The organism is Nocardia sp. FDAARGOS_372 (assembly GCF_002554515.1).
Lineage (GTDB): Bacteria > Actinomycetota > Actinomycetes > Mycobacteriales > Mycobacteriaceae > Nocardia > Nocardia farcinica.
The window spans coordinates 4,121,440-4,138,709 of sequence record NZ_PDDW01000001.1 but is presented as its reverse complement, the minus strand read 5'-3'; the positions used below and the strand labels follow the sequence as shown (position 1 = coordinate 4,138,709).

20 protein-coding genes and 4 tRNA genes are annotated in these 17,270 nt (G+C 68.1%); 18 read left to right on the top strand and 6 right to left on the bottom strand.

From position 1 onward, the window contains the following. Nucleotides 1–73 precede the first annotated feature (73 nt). A complete protein-coding gene (locus tag CRM89_RS19450; RefSeq protein ID WP_086844950.1) occupies nt 74–505 on the bottom strand; it encodes a DUF3592 domain-containing protein in 432 nt (143 codons plus the stop codon). 63 nt (nt 506–568) lie between these two features. Between CRM89_RS19450 and CRM89_RS19445 the strand changes: the two genes are divergently transcribed. Continuing rightward, nucleotides 569–1,072, top strand: coding sequence for a DUF2505 domain-containing protein (locus CRM89_RS19445; RefSeq protein ID WP_060594257.1), 504 nt, complete (start codon nt 569–571; stop codon nt 1,070–1,072). 10 nt (nt 1,073–1,082) lie between these two features. Here CRM89_RS19445 and CRM89_RS19440 read toward each other — a convergent pair whose 3' ends face one another. Genes CRM89_RS19440 through CRM89_RS19430 form a run of 3 tightly spaced genes read right to left on the bottom strand, consistent with a single transcriptional unit; the run spans nt 1,083 to nt 3,261 of the window. Next, complete coding sequence (locus CRM89_RS19440) at nt 1,083–1,520, bottom strand: VOC family protein (RefSeq protein WP_011211659.1); 438 nt, start codon at nt 1,518–1,520, stop codon at nt 1,083–1,085. A 9-nt stretch (nt 1,521–1,529) separates the two neighbouring features. Next, nucleotides 1,530–2,000, bottom strand: coding sequence for a helix-turn-helix transcriptional regulator (locus tag CRM89_RS19435; protein ID WP_170916187.1), 471 nt, complete (start codon nt 1,998–2,000; stop codon nt 1,530–1,532). A gap of 7 nt (nt 2,001–2,007) precedes the next feature. Next, nucleotides 2,008–3,261, bottom strand: coding sequence for a geranylgeranyl reductase family protein (locus CRM89_RS19430; RefSeq protein ID WP_098085472.1), 1,254 nt, complete (start codon nt 3,259–3,261; stop codon nt 2,008–2,010). A 100-nt stretch (nt 3,262–3,361) separates the two neighbouring features. On the opposite strand from CRM89_RS19430, the gene CRM89_RS19425 reads away from it, so the two are divergent. Both CRM89_RS19425 and htpX read left to right on the top strand, forming a co-directional pair. Further along, nucleotides 3,362–4,399 carry a polyprenyl synthetase family protein gene (locus tag CRM89_RS19425; RefSeq protein ID WP_011211656.1) on the top strand — a complete coding sequence of 346 codons (1,038 nt, stop codon included), beginning with the start codon at nt 3,362–3,364 and terminating at the stop codon, nt 4,397–4,399. A 245-nt stretch (nt 4,400–4,644) separates the two neighbouring features. Next, entirely contained in the window at nt 4,645–5,532 is an 888-nt protein-coding gene (gene htpX, locus CRM89_RS19420; RefSeq protein WP_060594260.1) for a zinc metalloprotease HtpX, read from the top strand. Here htpX and CRM89_RS19415 read toward each other — a convergent pair. Then, nucleotides 5,523–6,014 (bottom strand): YajQ family cyclic di-GMP-binding protein, encoded by a 492-nt coding sequence (locus CRM89_RS19415; protein ID WP_011211654.1) that lies wholly within the window; start codon nt 6,012–6,014, stop codon nt 5,523–5,525. The two genes, htpX and CRM89_RS19415, sit on opposite strands and share 10 nt — an antisense overlap. Before the next feature lie 205 nt (nt 6,015–6,219). On the opposite strand from CRM89_RS19415, the gene CRM89_RS19410 reads away from it, so the two are divergent. From CRM89_RS19410 to rplA, 10 genes are all read left to right on the top strand, one after another. Next, nucleotides 6,220–6,302 (top strand) — tRNA-Tyr (locus tag CRM89_RS19410). 279 nt (nt 6,303–6,581) lie between these two features. Further along, nucleotides 6,582–6,654, top strand: a tRNA-Thr gene (locus CRM89_RS19405). A 69-nt stretch (nt 6,655–6,723) separates the two neighbouring features. Then, a tRNA-Met gene (locus CRM89_RS19400) sits at nt 6,724–6,796 on the top strand. Between the two features lie 42 nt (nt 6,797–6,838). Beyond that, nucleotides 6,839–7,009, top strand: coding sequence for a 50S ribosomal protein L33 (gene rpmG, locus CRM89_RS19395; protein ID WP_011211653.1), 171 nt, complete (start codon nt 6,839–6,841; stop codon nt 7,007–7,009). A 148-nt stretch (nt 7,010–7,157) separates the two neighbouring features. After that, nucleotides 7,158–8,228: a fused (3R)-hydroxyacyl-ACP dehydratase subunits HadA/HadB gene (locus CRM89_RS19390; protein WP_060594262.1), complete on the top strand. Its 1,071-nt coding sequence runs from the start codon at nt 7,158–7,160 to the stop codon at nt 8,226–8,228. Between the two features lie 231 nt (nt 8,229–8,459). Continuing rightward, nucleotides 8,460–8,532, top strand: a tRNA-Trp gene (locus tag CRM89_RS19385). A gap of 30 nt (nt 8,533–8,562) precedes the next feature. Then, nucleotides 8,563–8,964, top strand: coding sequence for a preprotein translocase subunit SecE (gene secE / locus CRM89_RS19380; RefSeq protein WP_011211651.1), 402 nt, complete (start codon nt 8,563–8,565; stop codon nt 8,962–8,964). Between the two features lie 130 nt (nt 8,965–9,094). Beyond that, nucleotides 9,095–9,883 (top strand): transcription termination/antitermination protein NusG, encoded by a 789-nt coding sequence (gene nusG, locus CRM89_RS19375; protein ID WP_041560443.1) that lies wholly within the window; start codon nt 9,095–9,097, stop codon nt 9,881–9,883. A gap of 113 nt (nt 9,884–9,996) precedes the next feature. Next, nucleotides 9,997–10,431, top strand: coding sequence for a 50S ribosomal protein L11 (gene rplK / locus CRM89_RS19370; RefSeq protein ID WP_011211649.1), 435 nt, complete (start codon nt 9,997–9,999; stop codon nt 10,429–10,431). 69 nt (nt 10,432–10,500) lie between these two features. Beyond that, a complete protein-coding gene (gene rplA / locus CRM89_RS19365) occupies nt 10,501–11,214 on the top strand; it encodes a 50S ribosomal protein L1 (RefSeq protein WP_011211648.1) in 714 nt (237 codons plus the stop codon). 81 nt (nt 11,215–11,295) lie between these two features. On the opposite strand, the gene CRM89_RS19360 is transcribed toward rplA, so the two are convergent. Then, entirely contained in the window at nt 11,296–12,900 is a 1,605-nt protein-coding gene (locus tag CRM89_RS19360) for an MFS transporter (RefSeq protein WP_011211647.1), read from the bottom strand. Between the two features lie 430 nt (nt 12,901–13,330). Here CRM89_RS19360 and rplJ point away from each other — a divergent pair, with 430 nt between their 5' ends. From rplJ to CRM89_RS19335, 5 genes are all read left to right on the top strand, one after another. Further along, nucleotides 13,331–13,861 (top strand): 50S ribosomal protein L10, encoded by a 531-nt coding sequence (gene rplJ, locus CRM89_RS19355; RefSeq protein ID WP_011211646.1) that lies wholly within the window; start codon nt 13,331–13,333, stop codon nt 13,859–13,861. Nucleotides 13,862–13,912: 51 nt separating this feature from the next. Next, nucleotides 13,913–14,293: a 50S ribosomal protein L7/L12 gene (rplL, locus tag CRM89_RS19350; protein ID WP_011211645.1), complete on the top strand. Its 381-nt coding sequence runs from the start codon at nt 13,913–13,915 to the stop codon at nt 14,291–14,293. Between the two features lie 234 nt (nt 14,294–14,527). Beyond that, the gene (locus CRM89_RS19345; RefSeq protein WP_060594266.1) at nt 14,528–15,595 is read left to right on the top strand and encodes an ABC transporter ATP-binding protein; all 1,068 of its coding nucleotides are present in this window, start codon (nt 14,528–14,530) and stop codon (nt 15,593–15,595) included. A 106-nt stretch (nt 15,596–15,701) separates the two neighbouring features. Next, complete coding sequence (locus tag CRM89_RS19340; protein WP_228787894.1) at nt 15,702–16,400, top strand: ABC transporter permease; 699 nt, start codon at nt 15,702–15,704, stop codon at nt 16,398–16,400. Nucleotides 16,401–16,403: 3 nt separating this feature from the next. Beyond that, complete coding sequence (locus tag CRM89_RS19335) at nt 16,404–17,270, top strand: ABC transporter permease (protein ID WP_011211642.1); 867 nt, start codon at nt 16,404–16,406, stop codon at nt 17,268–17,270.

Genomic DNA, 17,270 nt, shown 5'->3' with positions numbered 1-17,270 from the left:
GCGCCGCGCCACCGCGCCACACCGACGTGAAGGCTGCGGAAAGTTCCGGCGAACTCCTCGCCGTCGGCCCAGCTCAGTCGACCGCCACGGGTTCGCGCCTGCCCGCCCGCACCAGCAGCCACCACACCGGCAACGCCAGCAGCCAGGCCACCACGATCACCGACAGGGCGGGCTGGATGGCCACCCGCACGTCGCGCCCGGCCACCCGCACCAGATCCGGATCGCTGCGGCTGTACTCGACGTTGATGCGCTCGCCCGCGGTGAGGTTGGTCGGATACAGCACGCCGACCTTCGGGTTGTGCGTCTCCCCGTCCGGGGTCACATACATCACCGCCGAGCGCAGCCTGCCCGCCGAGAGCACCTCGGCGGTGGTGACGCCCTTGTCCGAACTGATCAGATAGTCGTTGCGCCAGGCCGCGAACACCAGCAGCACCATGAGGACGCTGACCACGGTCGCCGCGGTGAGCACGCCGATCCTGGCCCGCCGCAGCCGGGTCGTCCGCATTTCGGACTGGCTGGTTTCCGACACGGCCACAGGCTACCGAGGGGCTCGGCTACGGTGGCGGCCATGTCCCGAAAATTCCGCTTCACCGTGCCGTACAGCGTTCCGGTCGAAGATCTGCACCGGGCACTCACCAGCGACGACGCCTGGCAGGCGCGTTTCGCCGAGGCGTCCACCGCGACGCTGGACATCTCCCATCCCGGCGGGCCGGGTACCGCCCGCATCCACATGACCGAACGAGCCCGCCGGGACAAGATCCCCGCCCTGGTGAGCAAGGTCCTCTCCGGCGAGCTCGTGTTCGACCGCACCGACGACTGGCGCCCGCTCACCGGCGGTGCCGCCGAGGGCGATTTCCGGGTCACCACCAGCGGCATCACCGCCACCATGGCGGGCATCCAGCGGTTGCGCGGTACCGCGCAGGGCAGTGAGATCGAGGTCGACGGTTCGCTCGAGGTCAAGGTCCCCCTGGTCGGACGCGCCATCGAACCGCTGGCCGAACAGTTGCTGCACCGTGTGCTCGGCAGCGAACGCAAGTTCTTCGAACAGTGGTGTGCCCAGACCAGATCCTGACCCGGCGGCGTCAGCCCGCGACGTTCGGATCGAACTCCCGCCGCTCCACCAGCACCAGCCAGTTGCCGGAGTTGTCGCGGATGATCGCCTCGGTGCCGTAGGGCCGCTCCGCGGGCGGCTGGACGAACTCGACGCCCTTGGCGGTGAGTTCCTCGAACGCCTTCTGGCAGTCGGGTGTGCGCAGGCCGAGCGCGCCGTGCGTGCCGTCGGCCAGGGCCCGCCGGGTGGCCTCGGCCAGCTGGGGATCCTGCGGCGGGCCGGGCACCATCAGGGTCACCTCGAGTTCGGGGTGGTCGGGGTGGGCCACGGTCACCCAGCGGAAACCGTTCTCGCCGAGGGTCACGTCGCTGGCCTCGACGAAGCCGAGCTTGTCGATGTACCACCGCTTGGCTTCGTCCTGATCGGTGACGTACACGGTGACCAGGGAAATGTTGGAGATCGTCGTCATGAGCCCAGGCTAGGGCGGCGGCGCCGGGCCGGGCTTCTCCGAAATTGCGGAGTTGCCCGCCCGCGGCGTCACCCGGTCGGACAGGCCGTGCATGAAGACGTAGCAACCGGGGATGTGTGGTGCGCCGTGGGCGAACTTCGCCTGGTACTGCGCGGGCGTCATGCCGACGAGCTGGCGGAACTTGCTGCTGAACGAGCCAAGGCTGTGGTAGCCGACCAGCATGCACACCTCGGTGACGGTGAGGTTGGTCGCGCGCAGCAAATCCTGTGCCCGCTCGACGCGCCGCTCGGCCAGATACGCGCCCGGCGTCATGCCGTACACGGCGGCGAAGGCACGCAGGAAGTGATATTTGGAAATGCCCGCGGCGCGGGACAGTTCGTCGAGATTCAACGGCCGGTCGTACTGCCGGTCGATCAGGTCCCGCGCCCGGCGCAGGTGGGGGAGCAGATACAGCGGGGGCAGTCCGCTCGGGCGGGGCACGGCGTCCCTAGGCGAACGGCGCCGGATCGTCGGCGCGCATCGACAGCCTGCCCGCGGTGCGCCAGGCCCGCGCGGTCAGGTCGACGTCCTCGTCGGTGACCAGGTTGCCCATCACCCGGACGGCGGTGCGCTGCAAGAACTTCGAGCGCATCACCGGCGGGCCGCCGGTGGGCACCATGCGTGGGTGGGTCGCCAGGCCGGCGATCCGGCGGGCCACCGAGAAGGTGCGGCCGTAGCGGTCTCGCAGCAGTTGCGGCCACAGGTGCGTGAAGTCGTCGGCGTCGAGGATCCCGGCCAGCATGTGTCCGCCCTCGAGGCCGTAGTCGATGCCCTCGCCGTTGAGCGGGTTCACACAGCCCGCGGCATCGCCCACCAGCACCCAGTTGCGCCCGGCCACGTTCGAGACCGCGCCGCCCATCGGCAGCAGCGCCGAGGCCACCGCCCGCGGCTCGCCCTCGAACTGCCATTCCGCGTACCGCTGCGAGGTGTAGTGCCGCAGCAGCGATTTCAGCGCGACGTGGGAGGGCCGCCGCTCGGTGGCCAGCGAGCCGACACCGATGTTCACCTCGCCGTTGCCCAACGGGAACACCCAGCCGTACCCGGGCACCAGCGCGCCGTCGGCATCGCGCAACTCGAGGTGCGAGGTGATCCACTGATCGTCGCTGCGGCCGGAGCGGATGTAGGCCCGCGCGGCGGTGCCGTAGGCGAAGCGGCGGTGCCAGACCCGGCCGAGCTGCTTGCCGATCGGGGAGCGCACGCCGTCGGCGACCACCAGCACGTCGCAGCCGACCGTGCGCGGGCCGGTCGCGGTCTCGAACGTCACACCGCTCACCCGCTCGCCCGCGCGCACCACCTCGAGCGCCTTGGTGCCGTCCAACATCGTGGCGCCGGATTTCACGGCCGTCTCGCGCAGCTTGTCGTCGAGTTCGGTGCGCGCGACGGCACTTCCATAGGAGGGGAACGACCCGCCCGGCCAGGGCAGCAGCGCCTCGCGGCCGAAACCGGTCATCCGCAGGCCGTGGTTCACCGTGTGCGCGCGCAGCCAGCCGCCGAGCCCGAGCAGCTCCAATTCCTTGGTCGCGCGGGGCGTGAGGCCGTCACCGCAGGTCTTGTCCCGGGGAAACACCGCCGCGTCGGTGAGCAGGACGTCGCGGCCCGCGCGCGCCGCCCAGGCCGCCGCCGCCGAACCGGCCGGGCCCGCACCGACCACGAGCACCTCGACGCGATCGGGCAAGCCATCCTCCGAAGCCATGCGATCCATAGTGGCACGCCGCCCGACCAGGCCGTCGCCGCGTGTGGAAAAGTGTGCCGGACACGCTAGGTTCTCTACCGTGGGGTCGGACGCGGCGCTGGGAGACGAGATGAGCACATCGGCAGTGAGTGGCTCGGCAGTGAGTGGCTCGAGCACGGTGGTGGCCGGGGTCGAACTCGGTGACGCCGAGCTCGCCGCGACCGTGCGCAACGGCCTCGAAGAGGTCGAGAAGCTGCTGATCGCCGAACTCTCCGATGGCGAGGACTTCCTCCAGGACGCGGCCCTGCACCTGGCCAAGGCCGGCGGCAAGCGGTTCCGCCCGCTGTTCACCATCCTCACCGGTCAGCTCGGCCCGCGCCCCACCGACCCGGCGCTGATCACCGCGGGCACCGTCGTGGAACTGGTGCACCTGGCCACCCTCTACCACGACGATGTGATGGACGAGGCGACCATGCGCCGCGGCGCCCCGAGCGTGAACTCCCGCTGGGGCAACAACATCGCCATCCTGGCCGGCGACTACCTGTTCGCGCACGCCTCCCGGCTCACCTCCACGCTGGGCCCCGACGCGGTGCGCATCATCGCCGAGACCTTCGCCGAACTGGTCACCGGCCAGATGCGCGAGACGATGGGCGCGCGCGAGTCCCAGGACCCCGTCGAGCACTACCTGCGCGTGGTCTGGGAGAAGACGGGCTCGCTGATCGCGGCCGCGGGCCGGTTCGGCGGCACCTTCTCCGGCGCCGACACCGCGCACATCGAGCGGCTGGCCCGGCTCGGCGACGCGGTCGGCACCGCCTTCCAGATCTCCGACGACATCATCGACATCTCCTCGGCCTCCGAGCAGTCCGGCAAGACGCCCGGCACCGACCTGCGCGAGGGCGTGCACACCCTGCCGGTGCTCTACGCGTTGCGCGAGGAAGGCGCCGAGGCCGACCGCCTGCGCACCCTGCTCGACCATCCGCTGCACAGCGACGACGAGGTGGCCGAGGCACTCGAGCTGCTCGGCCGCTCCCAGGGCATGGTGCTGGCCAAGGAGAAGCTGCAGTCCTACGCCGATCAGGCCTACGCGGAACTGGCCGCGCTGCCCTCCGGCCCGGCCAACGACGCCCTCGAGCAACTGGTCCGCTACACCATCGAACGCGTCGGCTGAGCGGGGTCAGCGCCCGGAGGCGGCAGCGCAGTGTGACCACGGAGGGCGGCCCCGGCTCGGGCCGGTCGGGCACGGCCTGAGCGGGTCAGCGCCCGGAGGCGGCAGCGCAGTGTGACCACGGAGGGCGCCCCGGCTCGGGCCGGCCAGCACAGCCTGAGCCGGGTCGGCGCCCGGAACTCCGGTGACTTCCGGTTCGTTGTCGGTATGTCAACGATCGACGGACGGGGGAGTGGGCAGGGAGGCGTATGCACGGGCGCGGTTACGCGAACGGTCTCAAGACGTTCGGCCTGATGGTCGGGCTCTCGGCGTTGATCGTCTTCGCCGGGGCCATGTTCCGCAACACCACGATTCTCGTCGTCGCGATCCTGCTGGCCGTCGGGATGAACGCGTGGGCCTATTTCAACAGCGACCGCATCGCCCTGCGCGCGATGCACGCGCTACCGGTCAGCGAACTCGAGGCGCCGGTGATGTACCGGATCGTGCGGGAACTCGCGACCGCCGCGCGCCAGCCCATGCCGCGGCTCTACATCAGCCCCACGAACGCGCCCAACGCGTTCGCCACCGGGCGTAACCCGCGCCACGCCGCGGTCTGCTGCACCAGCGGCATCCTGCAGATCCTCGACGAGCGTGAGCTGCGCGCCGTGCTCGGGCACGAGCTCTCGCACGTCTACAACCGCGACATCCTGATCTCCTCGATCGCGGGCGCGCTGGCCGCCGTGGTCTCCGGCCTGGCGAATCTCGCGTTCTTCGCCGGCGCCTTCGGTGGCCGCGGCAACGGCGAGGGCCCCAACATGCTGGGTGTGTTGTTGGTCTCGTTGCTCGGCCCGATCGCCGCCACCCTGGTGAAGCTCGCGGTCTCGCGCTCGCGGGAGTACGAGGCGGACCGCTCCGGCGCCGAACTCACCGGTGACCCGCTCGCGCTCGCCTCCGCGCTGCGCAAGCTCGAACGCGGCACCCAGGCCGCGCCGCTGCCGCCGGAACCGCAGCTGACCGCGCAGTCGCACCTGATGATCGCCAATCCGTTCCGCGCGGGCGAGCGGGCCGCCCGGCTGTTCTCCACGCACCCGCCGATGGCCGAGCGGATCGCCCGGCTCGAGGAGATGGCGGGCGGGCGGTCCGGCGGCTACCGGTAGTTCACGAACTGCAGGGCGATCCCGAAGTCCTCGCTCTTGAGCAGCGCGATGACCGCCTGTAGGTCGTCGCGCTTCTTGCTGCTCACCCGCAGCTCGTCGCCCTGGATCTGGGCCTTGACGCCCTTGGGGCCCTCGTCGCGGATCTTCTTGCTGATCTTCTTCGCGTGCTCGGCGTCGATGCCCTGCACCAGGGTGCCGGTGATCTTGTAGGTCTTGCCGGAGGCGACCGGCTCGCCGGCGTCGAACGCCTTCAGCGAGATGTCGCGGCGGATGAGCTTCTCCTTGAACACCTCGAGCGCGGCCTTCACGCGCTCCTCCGCCTCGGCCGTCAGCACGATCTTGTCCTCGCCGGACCATTCGATCTTCGCCCCGGTGCCGCGGAAGTCGTAGCGGGTGTTCAGCTCCTTCTCCGCCTGATGCAGGGCGTTGTCGACCTCCTGCCGGTCGACCTTGCTGACGACATCGAAAGACGAATCGGCCACACTGCGCTCCTGTTCCTCACGGATCCGACGGCTCACGGGTCCGCACCGCCCACCGGGGCCGCGGACACGGGCAACGTCGGCACACTACCCGGACAGTTCTACTCCCCTCGCCCGCGCGTGGCCGCGCCGCCATGCCGCCTGCCAGCCGGTTTGCATTTCGGACGGGGGTACGTTGTATTCTGCTCTCCGCACCCGAACGGTGAACGGCAGGTTGCCCGAGCGGCCAATGGGAGCAGACTGTAAATCTGTCGGTGAAAGCCTACGTAGGTTCGAATCCTACACCTGCCACCCATATCGAAAACGAGCCTCAGATGCGGAGAACCGCATGTGGGGCTCGTTTTCGTTGGGGCGGTCGGCCGGTCTGCCACCGGCTCGGCGCCGCGGTGTGCGCGAACGGCCGAGAGGGACCCCCGACGGACGGCGAAGTCGGGCAGAGACGCCGAAAAGCCCGCGCTGACCAGCCAATTTGGAAGTCTCGGCGGCCAGTGTGTAATCTCGTTCAAGGCTTCACCGCCCCGGGGTCGCGAGTCAGTGATGAGCGAGCGACATCGGAGCGGATGTAGTCATGCCCCCTTAGCTCAGTCGGCAGAGCGTTTCCATGGTAAGGAAAAGGTCAACGGTTCGATTCCGTTAGGGGGCTCGCCGGATTGCCGGTGGTGTCCGACTCGGCAACCTCGCCGCGGCGTCGCCGCTGGCAAGACCGCGCAATGGCGGTGTAGCTCAGGCGGTAGAGCAAACGACTCATAATCGTTGTGTCGCCGGTTCGAGTCCGGCCATCGCTACCCATACTGATTAATCAGGTCGACCGGAAAGAAGGCATAGTCGTGGCCGCGAAGTCCACCGATGTCCGGCCAAAGATCACCTTGGCCTGCGAGCAGTGCAAGCACCGCAACTACATCACGAAGAAGAACCGGCGTAACGACCCGGATCGGCTGGAGCTGAAGAAGTTCTGCCCGAACTGCGGCACCCACCGGGCGCATCGCGAATCCCGCTGATCTCTCGCACGCGTGACATCCACCGCGTGATGGCCAGGGCCGGACGACATCGTCCGGCCCTGAGCGCTATCTGCGGTGGGCTCTCCTCGGTGTACGCCCCGGCCGACCCCCTGCCCGGGGGTCAGATAGGTACAGTCCTCCCGTGACAATGAACACCGGCACAGACGAAGCCGTCCAGGCGAGCGAGGCGGAGTTCGACGCCGCGGCGCACGCGGCGGCGATGGTCGGCCACCACTACCGCGTCGACGACTACTACGAGGTCGGCCGCGAGAAGGTCCGCGAGTACGCCCGCGCCGTCCAGGACTACCACCCGGTGCACTGGGACGAGGACGTCGCCCAGGAGTACGGCTACGACGGCCTGGTGGCTCCGCTCACCTTCATCTCCCTGGTCGGGATCCTGGCCCAGCGCAAGCTGTTCGAGACGGTCGTCACCGGCTACGACCTGAGCCAGATCATGCAGACCGACCAGATCCTGGAGTTCCACCGGCCGATCAAGGTCGGCGACCAGCTGACCTGTGATGTGTACCTGCACTCGTTCCGGCAGGCGTTCGGCGGCGACATCATCGTCACCAAGAACATCGTCACCGCCCAGAACGACGAGCTGGTGCTCACCACCTACACCACGCTGGTGGGCCGCAGCGGCGCCGACATCGACCCGAATCTCACCGACGCGGTGCACAACGTGCTCATGCACGGCATCGGCCCGGAGGAGCCGGATCACCACCCGCGCACCGAGGCGCCGATCGTCTCCGCGTCCGCGCCGGTGGTCTCGGTGCCCGAGGTCACGCCGAGCAAGCATGCCCTGGCCTTCGACAGCGTCTCGGTCGGCGACGAGCTGCCCACGCGCGTGGTGCGGCTGACCCGTGGCGACCTGGTGAACTACGCCGGTGTCTCCGGTGACGCGAACCCGATCCACTGGAGCGACGAGGTGGTCAAGCTCGTCGGCCTCGACGACGTGGTCGCGCACGGCATGCTCACGATGGGCCTGGGCGGCGGCTTCGTCACCTCGTGGCTGGGCGACCCCGGCGCGGTGAAGGAGTACAACGTGCGCTTCACCAGCCCCGTGTTCGTGCCCGCCGACGCGGCGGCCGAGGTCGAGTACACCGGCAAGGTGAAGTCGATGGATCCCGAGACCCGCACCGCGGTGGTGGCGATCGTCGCCAAGTCGGCGGGCAAGAAGATCTTCGGCCGGGCCACGGCGACGGTGCAGCTGTCCTGACCTGGACGAGTGGCCCTGATTGGCTATTGCGCCGGTCGGTAACGTACACTCGGGTTTCTGGGGTCACCAGCCGTTGCGCGCTGCTCTGTGGGGCTGGTTCCTGCGGGAGCCGGCAACGCCGAAGCAGCGCGCGTGTTGTGTGCAGCAGCAGCGCCGGTGCCCCGGAACAACCGAAGAACGCACAACTGAATATCGAACGGTGGTTGGACGAGGTTCCAGCAGTCCAACCGAAGGGGCGTAGCTCAACTGGCAGAGCAGCGGTCTCCAAAACCGCAGGTTGCAGGTTCAAGTCCTGTCGCCCCTGCCCTGATGCCAGCGACGAGAGAGGATCGACGTGAGCGACGAGCGGGACACTCGCCACGGCGCGCATGCGGCCGACGACGGCGATGGCACCGCCGCGGTGAGTCGGCCGAGCGGCAAGCGTTCCGCTCGGCGGACCCGCTCCGTCTCGTCCTCCTCGGCCGACACGGGCGCGGTCGCCACGATCGACCGGCCGTCGAAGAAGGCGGGAAAGACTGCCGGCAAGGCCACGCGCGAAGGAACGGGCAATCCGTTCAAGCGCCTGATCAAGTTCCTGCGTGAGGTCATCGCGGAACTGCGCAAGGTGATCTGGCCGAACCGGAAGCAGATGGTCACCTATACGAGCGTTGTTCTGGTGTTCGTGGTCTTCATGGTCGCGTTCATCAGCGGGTTGGATCTGGCGTTCATCAAGGGTGTCAACTGGCTGTTCGGCTAGAGGCCGTTCGGTTGGGAGGAAGGCGCCGACGCCGGTAGCCGATCCCGGGGCGGACCGGCGGAACATTCCCGCCGCGCCCGGCCCCGGCACGCAGAGGATGTACGTGACGACACAGGAAGCGAGTGCCCCAGTGAGCACCCCGGAGAACGACACCAACGACGAGTTCCCGGTCGACGACGCGGTGGCCGAGCCCGCCCGCGACGAGGTGGAGGACACCGCGGCCGTCGAAGAGTCTGTGGCCGAAGAGTCTGTGGTCGAGGAATCCGCGCCCGCTGCCCCCGTCGACGCCGAGCCGGCCGACCCGGTCGCCGAGATGAAGGCCGCGCTGCGGCGCGCCCCCGGCGACTGGTACGTCATCCACTCCTACGCCGGGTACGAGAACAAGGTGAAGGCCAACCTCGAGACCCGCGTGCAGAACCTCGATCTCGAGGACTACATCTTCCAGGTCGAGGTGCCGACCGAAGAGGTCACCGAGATCAAGAACGGCCAGCGCAAGAACGTCAACCGCAAGGTGCTGCCCGGCTACATCCTGGTCCGGATGGAACTCAACGACGAGTCGTGGGGCGCGGTGCGCAACACCCCCGGTGTGACCGGTTTCGTCGGCGCCACCTCGCGGCCGTCCCCGCTGTCGATCGACGACGTGGTGAAGTTCCTGGTGCCCGCCTCGCAGCAGAAGAAGGCGCCCGCCGCCGCGGCTGCCGCGAGCACCGAGACCAGCACCGATGTCGCGCCGAAGCCGGCCATCGAGGTCGACTTCGAGGTCGGCGAGTCGGTGACGGTGATGGACGGTCCGTTCGCGACCCTGCCCGCCAGCATCTCCGAGGTGAACGCCGAGCAGCAGAAGCTCAAGGTGCTCGTCTCGATCTTCGGACGCGAGACCCCGGTCGAGCTGGCCTTCACCCAGGTCGCGAAGATCTAGTTGCTTCCGTCGCGGTTCCCAGGACCGGCGACGGGATGATTCGGCCCGCGCCGCGGGTTCGAATTCCCCAGGGCTTGCAAAGAGCAAGGACACCAACACCCTAGGAAAGAAAGATGCCCCCCAAGAAGAAGAAGCTCGCCGGGATCATCAAGCTTCAGATCCAGGCCGGCCAGGCGAACCCGGCTCCGCCGGTGGGTCCCGCCCTCGGCCAGCACGGCGTCAACATCATGGAGTTCTGCAAGGCGTACAACGCCGCGACCGAGTCGCAGCGTGGCAACGTCATCCCGGTCGAGATCTCGGTGTACGAGGACCGGACCTTCGACTTCAAGCTGAAGACGCCCCCCGCCGCCAAGCTGCTGCTCAAGGCCGCCGGCGTGCAGAAGGGCTCGGCCGAGCCGCACCGCAACAAGGTCGCGAAGGTCACGATGGACCAGGTGCGCGAGATCGCCAAGACCAAGATGGAAGATCTCAACGCCAACGACATCGACCAGGCCGCGAAGATCATCGCGGGCACCGCGCGCTCGATGGGTATCACCGTCGAGGCGTAAGCCCGGAATTCGGTGGGAGGGTCGGCCAGACCCGGCAAACCACTTCTGAACCACGAAGGACAGACAATCATGGCAAAACGAAGCAAGGCGTACCTCGCCGCGGCCGAGAAGGTCGACCGCACCAAGCTCTACTCCCCGCTGGCCGCCGCGCGGCTGGCCAAGGAGACCGCCACCACCAAGACCGACGCGACCGTCGAGGTCGCGGTGCGGCTGGGTGTGGACCCCCGCAAGGCCGACCAGATGGTCCGCGGCACCGTGAACCTGCCGCACGGCACCGGTAAGACCGCCCGCGTCATCGTGTTCGCGGCCGGTGAGAAGGCGGCCGAGGCCGAGGCGGCGGGCGCCGACGCGGTGGGCGCGGAGGACCTGATCGAGCGCATCCAGGGCGGCTGGCTGGACTTCGACGCCGCCATCGCCACCCCGGATCAGATGGCCAAGGTCGGCCGCATCGCGCGTGTCCTGGGCCCGCGCGGTCTGATGCCGAACCCGAAGACCGGCACGGTCACCACCGACGTGGCCAAGGCCGTCAGCGACATCAAGGGCGGCAAGATCAACTTCCGTGTCGACAAGCAGGCCAACCTGCACTTCGTCATCGGCAAGGCCTCCTTCGACGAGGCGAAGCTGGTGGAGAACTACGGCGCCGCGCTGGACGAGATCCTGCGTGCCAAGCCGTCGACCGCCAAGGGCCGCTACGTCAAGAAGGTGACGGTCTCGACGAACACCGGACCGGGCATCCCGGTGGACCCGAACCGCACCCGCAACCTCCTCGACGAGGACGCGTGAGCGCCAGGTAGCCCCTGAAAGCCGTCCGTGAGGGTGGGAACGCGAGCAGCGTTCCCACCCTCACGGCGTTTCCGGGCCCGTTCAGCCGTCGTCGCGCTCACGCCAGGCGAGCAGGACCGAGTCACCGCCCGCGGGCCGCCACGGCAGGAAGATCGCGACCACCACCGCGCAGACCAGCACCGCGCCCGCGGCGACCAGCGAGGCGGCGTGCGAGCCCTGCAGGGCCGCGGTCTTCATGGCGAGGATGAGGTTCTCGCGCTGGGATTCCAGGAACGCGGGCAGTTCCCGCTTGCGGATCTCGAGCACGCTGAGCGGGCTCGCGCGCACCAGGCTCTTCTGGTCCTCGCTCATCAGGGTCGTCGGCACCCGGTCCAGCAGCGGCGACACCCGGGTGGTGTAGTACGAGGCCACGATCGAGCCGAGCACCGCGACACCGAGCGTGCCGCCCACCTCGCGGGTGGTGTCGTTGACCGCCGAACCCGCGCCCGCCTCGTCCAACGGCAACGAGGCCATGATCGATTCGGTCGCCGGGCCCTGCACGATGGCCAGGCCGAGCGCCATCGACACCATCGCGGGCAGCACGTCGGTGACGTAGCCGCTGTCGACGGTGACCTGCCCGCCGAGGTAGAGCCCCACCGCGGTCAGCACGAGCCCGAACACGACGACCGCGGTGGTGCCGAGCCGCTGCGCGAGCAGCGTGGCGACCGGCGCTCCGATGGCCACGGAGAACGCGAACGGCAGCGAGGCGATGCCGAATTCGAGCGGCGTGTACTCGCGCACGCCCTGGAAGTACTGGGTGATCAGGAACAGGAAGCCGAACATCGAGAAGTACCCGGTGGCGATGGCCAGGGCGGGCAGCGAGAACCGGCGGATACGGAACAGGCGCATGTCCAGGATCGGCGCGGCCGTGCGCGCCTCCCACCACACGAACGCGGCGAGCAGGGCGACCCCGAGGGTGCCGGTGCCCAGCGTCGTCACCGAGAGCCAGCCGTAGTGCGGTCCTTCGATGATGGCCCACACCAGCAGGGTGATCCCCGCGATGGACAGCGCGATGCCGGGCAGATCGAGCCTGCCCACCTGCGCGGCTCGCGATTCGGGCACCAGCAGCCACGCCGCCACCAGGGCGAGCAGGGCCACCGGGACGTTGATCCAGAAGACCGAATGCCAGGAGAAGTGTTCGAGCAGATAGCCGCCGGAGATCGGCCCGATGGCGATGGCGAATCCGGCCATGGCGGTCCACGCGGCGATGGCCAGCGCCCGCTCGCGGCGGTCGGTGAAGATGTTGATGATCAACGCCAGGGTGGCGGGGAAGACCGCGGCGGCGAACACGCCCATCGCGGCCCGCGCGGCGATCACCGTGGTCATCGAGTCCGACAGGGCCCCGGCGATCGACATGACGGCCACGCCCGCGAGGCCGACCAGCATGACCCGGCGGCGCCCGTAACGGTCGCCGAGGTTGCCGAAGGCCAACAGCAGGCCCGCGAAGGTGAGGGTGTAGGCGTCGACGACCCATTGCAGGCCGCTGACGCCGGTGGCCAGTTCCACCCCGATGGAGGGCAGCGCCACGTTGACGATGGTGTTGTCCAGGACGACGAGGAGTTCGGCCAGGCAGATCACCGCGAGAGCGAGGAAGCGCCGATGACGCCGCTCCAACAGCACTGGTGGATCGACTGTGGTGATGGTCATAACGGCAGCCAACCATGTAGGTGTCACTCGAGGTAACACCTTTCTGTCGCAATATCGCTCACATCGCGCCGGTGGAAGTGTCGTCGGTCACAGCGAGCCGGCCAGGGGAGGGGGCGTTTTGGCAGATAGGGGCGGCTTCGGCTACTCTGGTCGACAGTTATCGACAAGTTCGATCGCTACCCAATCCGTTCTACCGAAGACCGTTGGTCGCCGATCCCGCACGGGTTCGGCCGAAGGTCCGGCATCGCGCCGGCGGCCCACGCAGGGAGAGCCGAGGCTGGGAGCCCCATTCGAGCGCATGCGCTCGTGTAGGTCTTTCTGATGCGCCCCGGAACGCTCTGCGTCCGGGGCGTTCGTGTTGTTCACGAGCTTTCTCGCGCGGTGCTCGGTAGGGGGACACACGAACCGACCATCAGAGAGGAGGCGAAGTATGGCAAAGGCTGAGAAGGTCACCGCGGTCGCGGAGATCGCGGAGCAGTTCAAGAGCTCGACGGCCACCGTGGTCACGGAATACCGTGGCCTGTCGGTCGGCAAGCTCACCGAGCTGCGGCGTGCGCTCGGCGCCGAGGCCACGTACTCCGTCGCCAAGAACACCCTGGTCAAGCGGGCCGCCGCCGAGGCGGGCGTGGAGGGTCTGGACGACCTGTTCGTCGGCCCCACCGCGATCACCTTCATCAAGGGTGAGCCGGTCAACGCGGCCAAGGCGCTCAAGACCTTCGCGAAGGAAAACAAGGCGCTCATCATCAAGGGCGGCTACATGGACGGCGCCGCGCTGTCCGTCGCCGAGGTGGAGCAGATCGCCGACCTGGAGACCCGCGAGGTTCTGCTGGCCAAGCTGGCCGGCGCGCTGAAGGGCAACCTGGCGAAGGCCGCAGGCCTGTTCAACGCTCCCGCGTCGCAGGTGGCCCGCCTGGCCGCCGCGCTCGAGGAGAAGAAGCGGGCCGAAGGCGGCGCGGAGTAATTCCGGCCATTAAACACCACCCCCATACTTTTAAATCGAAAGGAAACAACAATGGCCAACGTTGACGAACTGCTCGAGACCTTCGGCAACATGACCCTGCTCGAGCTGTCGGACTTCGTGAAGAAGTTCGAGGAGAAGTTCGAGGTCACCGCGGCTGCCCCGGTCGCCGTCGCCGCCGCCGGTGGCGCCGCTGCGCCGGCCGAGGCCGCCGAGGAGCAGGACGAGTTCGACGTCATCCTCGAGGGTGCCGGCGACAAGAAGATCCAGGTCATCAAGGTGGTCCGCGAGATCGTCTCCGGCCTGGGCCTGAAGGAAGCCAAGGACCTGGTCGAGGGTGCCCCGAAGCCGATCCTGGAGAAGGTCGCCAAGGACGCCGCCGACGCCGCCAAGGCGAAGCTGGAAGAGGCCGGCGCCAAGGTCTCCGTCAAGTAATTCCACCGAATTACGCGAACGGGCGGTCCCATTTCGGGGCCGCCCGTTCGGCATTTTCCGGGGCTGTGCCGGGGTGGGGTGCGAAACGGTTCGAGACACCGGGTTACTCTTCGGTCAGGTAGGGGTGTGCCCGTCTCATCGATGAGTTAGAGTGACCGAACCCACTGTGACGTGACGCACCGATCGTCACGGTGCACCCGGTGGGGGGCTCGCCGAGTAATTGTGGAGGTTTGCGTGGGCGTCGAGGTCAGGACCGAGGGTGTGACGAAGTCCTTCGGTTCGCAGCGTATTTGGCAGGATGTTTCGCTGACGCTGCCCGCTGGTGAGGTGAGCGCCCTGCTGGGTCCCTCGGGTACGGGTAAGTCGGTGTTTTTGAAGTCGTTGATCGGGTTGCTGCGGCCGGAGCGTGGGTCGATCTACATCGGTGACACCGATATCACGACGTGTTCGAACAAGGAGCTCTACGAGATCCGCAAGTTGTTCGGTGTGCTGTTCCAGGACGGTGCGCTGTTCGGGTCGATGAACTTGTTCGACAATGTGGCCTTCCCGTTGCGCGAGCACACCAAGAAGAGCGAGTCCGAGATCCGCAAGATCGTGATGGAGAAGCTCGAGCTGACCGGTCTGTTGGGTGCGGAGGGCAAGCTGCCGGGGGAGATCTCCGGTGGTATGCGCAAGCGGGCGGGGTTGGCGCGGGCGTTGGTGTTGGATCCGCAGATCATTCTGGTCGACGAGCCGGACTCGGGTCTGGATCCGGTGCGTACCTCGTATCTGTCGCAGTTGTTGATCGATATCAACGCCCAGATCGATGCGACGATCCTGATCGTGACCCACAACATCAACCTGGCGCGGACGGTGCCCGACAACATCGGGATGTTGTTCCGGCGTCAGTTGGTGATGTTCGGTCCGCGTGAGGTGTTGTTGACCTCGGAGGAGCCGGTGGTCAAGCAGTTCCTCAACGGTCGCATGATCGGTCCGATCGGTATGTCGGAGGAGAAGGACGAGGCGCAGATGGCCCGCGAGCAGGCCATGGTCGATGCCGGTCATCATCACGGCGGTGCCGAGGAGGTCGAGGGCATCATCCCGCAGATGCGGGCGACGCCGGGCATGCCGGTGCGGCAGGCGGTGGAACGGCGGCGGGCGCGGGTGCGCGAGATCATGCACACCCTGCCACCGGCCGCCCAGGCCGCCATCCGCGAATCGCTGAACGAAAACGACGACACCCAGGTACTGCCCGCCTACACCGGCGACTCCGGGGGAAACGCGTTCCAGACCACTGCGCCGCAGAACCTGACCAACGGGTAACATACGCCACGTGAATTCGACTTTGGCGCGTCTGCGCACACCGCTGGAGTCGGGGTTTGCGCAGGCGGGCAACGTGTTCGCGCTGTTCGTGGACGTGCTGCGCAAGATGTTCCGCCGCCCGTTCCAGTGGCGTGAGTTCATCGAGCAGAGCTGGTTCATCGCGAGCGTTTCCATCCTGCCCAGTGCCCTGGTGGCCATCCCGTTCGGCGCGGTGGTGGCGTTGCAGACCGGCTCGTTGATCAAGCAGCTCGGCGCGGAGTCCTACACCGGCGCGACCAGCGTGCTCGCCACCGTGCAGCAGGCCGCGCCGGTGGTGACCGCGCTGATCATCGCGGGCGCTGCCGGGTCGGCGGTGGCCGCGGACCTCGGCTCGCGCACCATCCGCGAGGAGATCGACGCGATGGAGGTGCTCGGTGTCGACCCGATCGCCCGCCTGGTCGTGCCGCGGGTGCTGGGCATGACGCTGGTCGCGGTGCTGCTCAACGGCCTGGTGTCGGTGGTCGGCATCGCCGGCGGCTACTTCTTCAACGTGCTGCTGCAAGGCGGCACCCCGGGCGCGTACCTGTCCTCGTTCTCCGCGCTGGCCCAACTGCCCGACCTGTGGATCGGGGAGATCAAGGCGGCCATCTTCGGGCTGCTGGCGGGGGTCATCGCGGCCTACAAGGGGTTGCATCCCAAGGGGGGTCCGAAAGGAGTCGGTGACGCAGTGAACCAGTCCGTGGTGATCACGTTCCTGGTGCTCTTCTTCGTCAATCTGATCTTGACGTTGGTGTACCTGCAGGTCGTCCCGGCCAAGGGTTCCTGATCGATGGCAACCACCTATCGCAACCCGGCCCTCGCCAAGACCGTCCGCCGGGCCGGTGAGATCGCGCGTGCACCGCTGAACGTGGTGGACCGCGCGGGCGAGCAGATGTCGTTCTACGCCCGCGCGATCGCCTGGATCCCCCGCGCGGCGGTGCATTACCGCAAGGAGGTCATGCGGCTGCTGGCCGAGGTGACCTTCGGTTCCGGCGCGCTCGCGGTGATCGGCGGCACCATCGGCGTCATCGTCTTCATGTCCGGTTCGGTCGGCGTCGTGGTCGGCCTGCAGGGCTTCAAGGCGCTCGACGCGATCGGCAGCTCGGTGCTCACCGGCTTCCTCACCGCCTACATCAACACCCGCGAGATCGCCCCGCTGGTGGCGGCATTGGCGCTCTCGGCCACGGTCGGCTGCGGGTTCACCGCGCAACTGGGCGCGATGCGGATCTCCGAGGAGATCGACGCGCTCGAGGTGATGGCGGTGCCCGGGGTGCCGTTCCTGGTGACCACCCGGGTGATCGCGGGCTTCCTCGCGGTGATCCCGCTCTACATCGTCGGCCTGCTCGGCGCGTACTTCGCCTCGCGCTCGATCAGCATCTGGTTCAACGGCCAGTCCAGCGGGTCCTACGACCACTACTTCAGCCTGTTCCTGCCACCGGAGGACGTGCTCTATTCGTTCCTCAAGGTGCTGGTGTTCGCGTTCGTGATCATCCTGGTGCACTGCTACTACGGCTTCACCGCCACCGGCGGCCCCGCGGGCGTCGGCGTCGCGGTCGGCCGGGCGGTGCGCGCGGCGATCGTGCTGGTCAACGTGCTGGATTTCTTCCTGTCGCTGGCCATCTGGGGCACGACGACCACGGTCCGGGTGGCGGGGTGA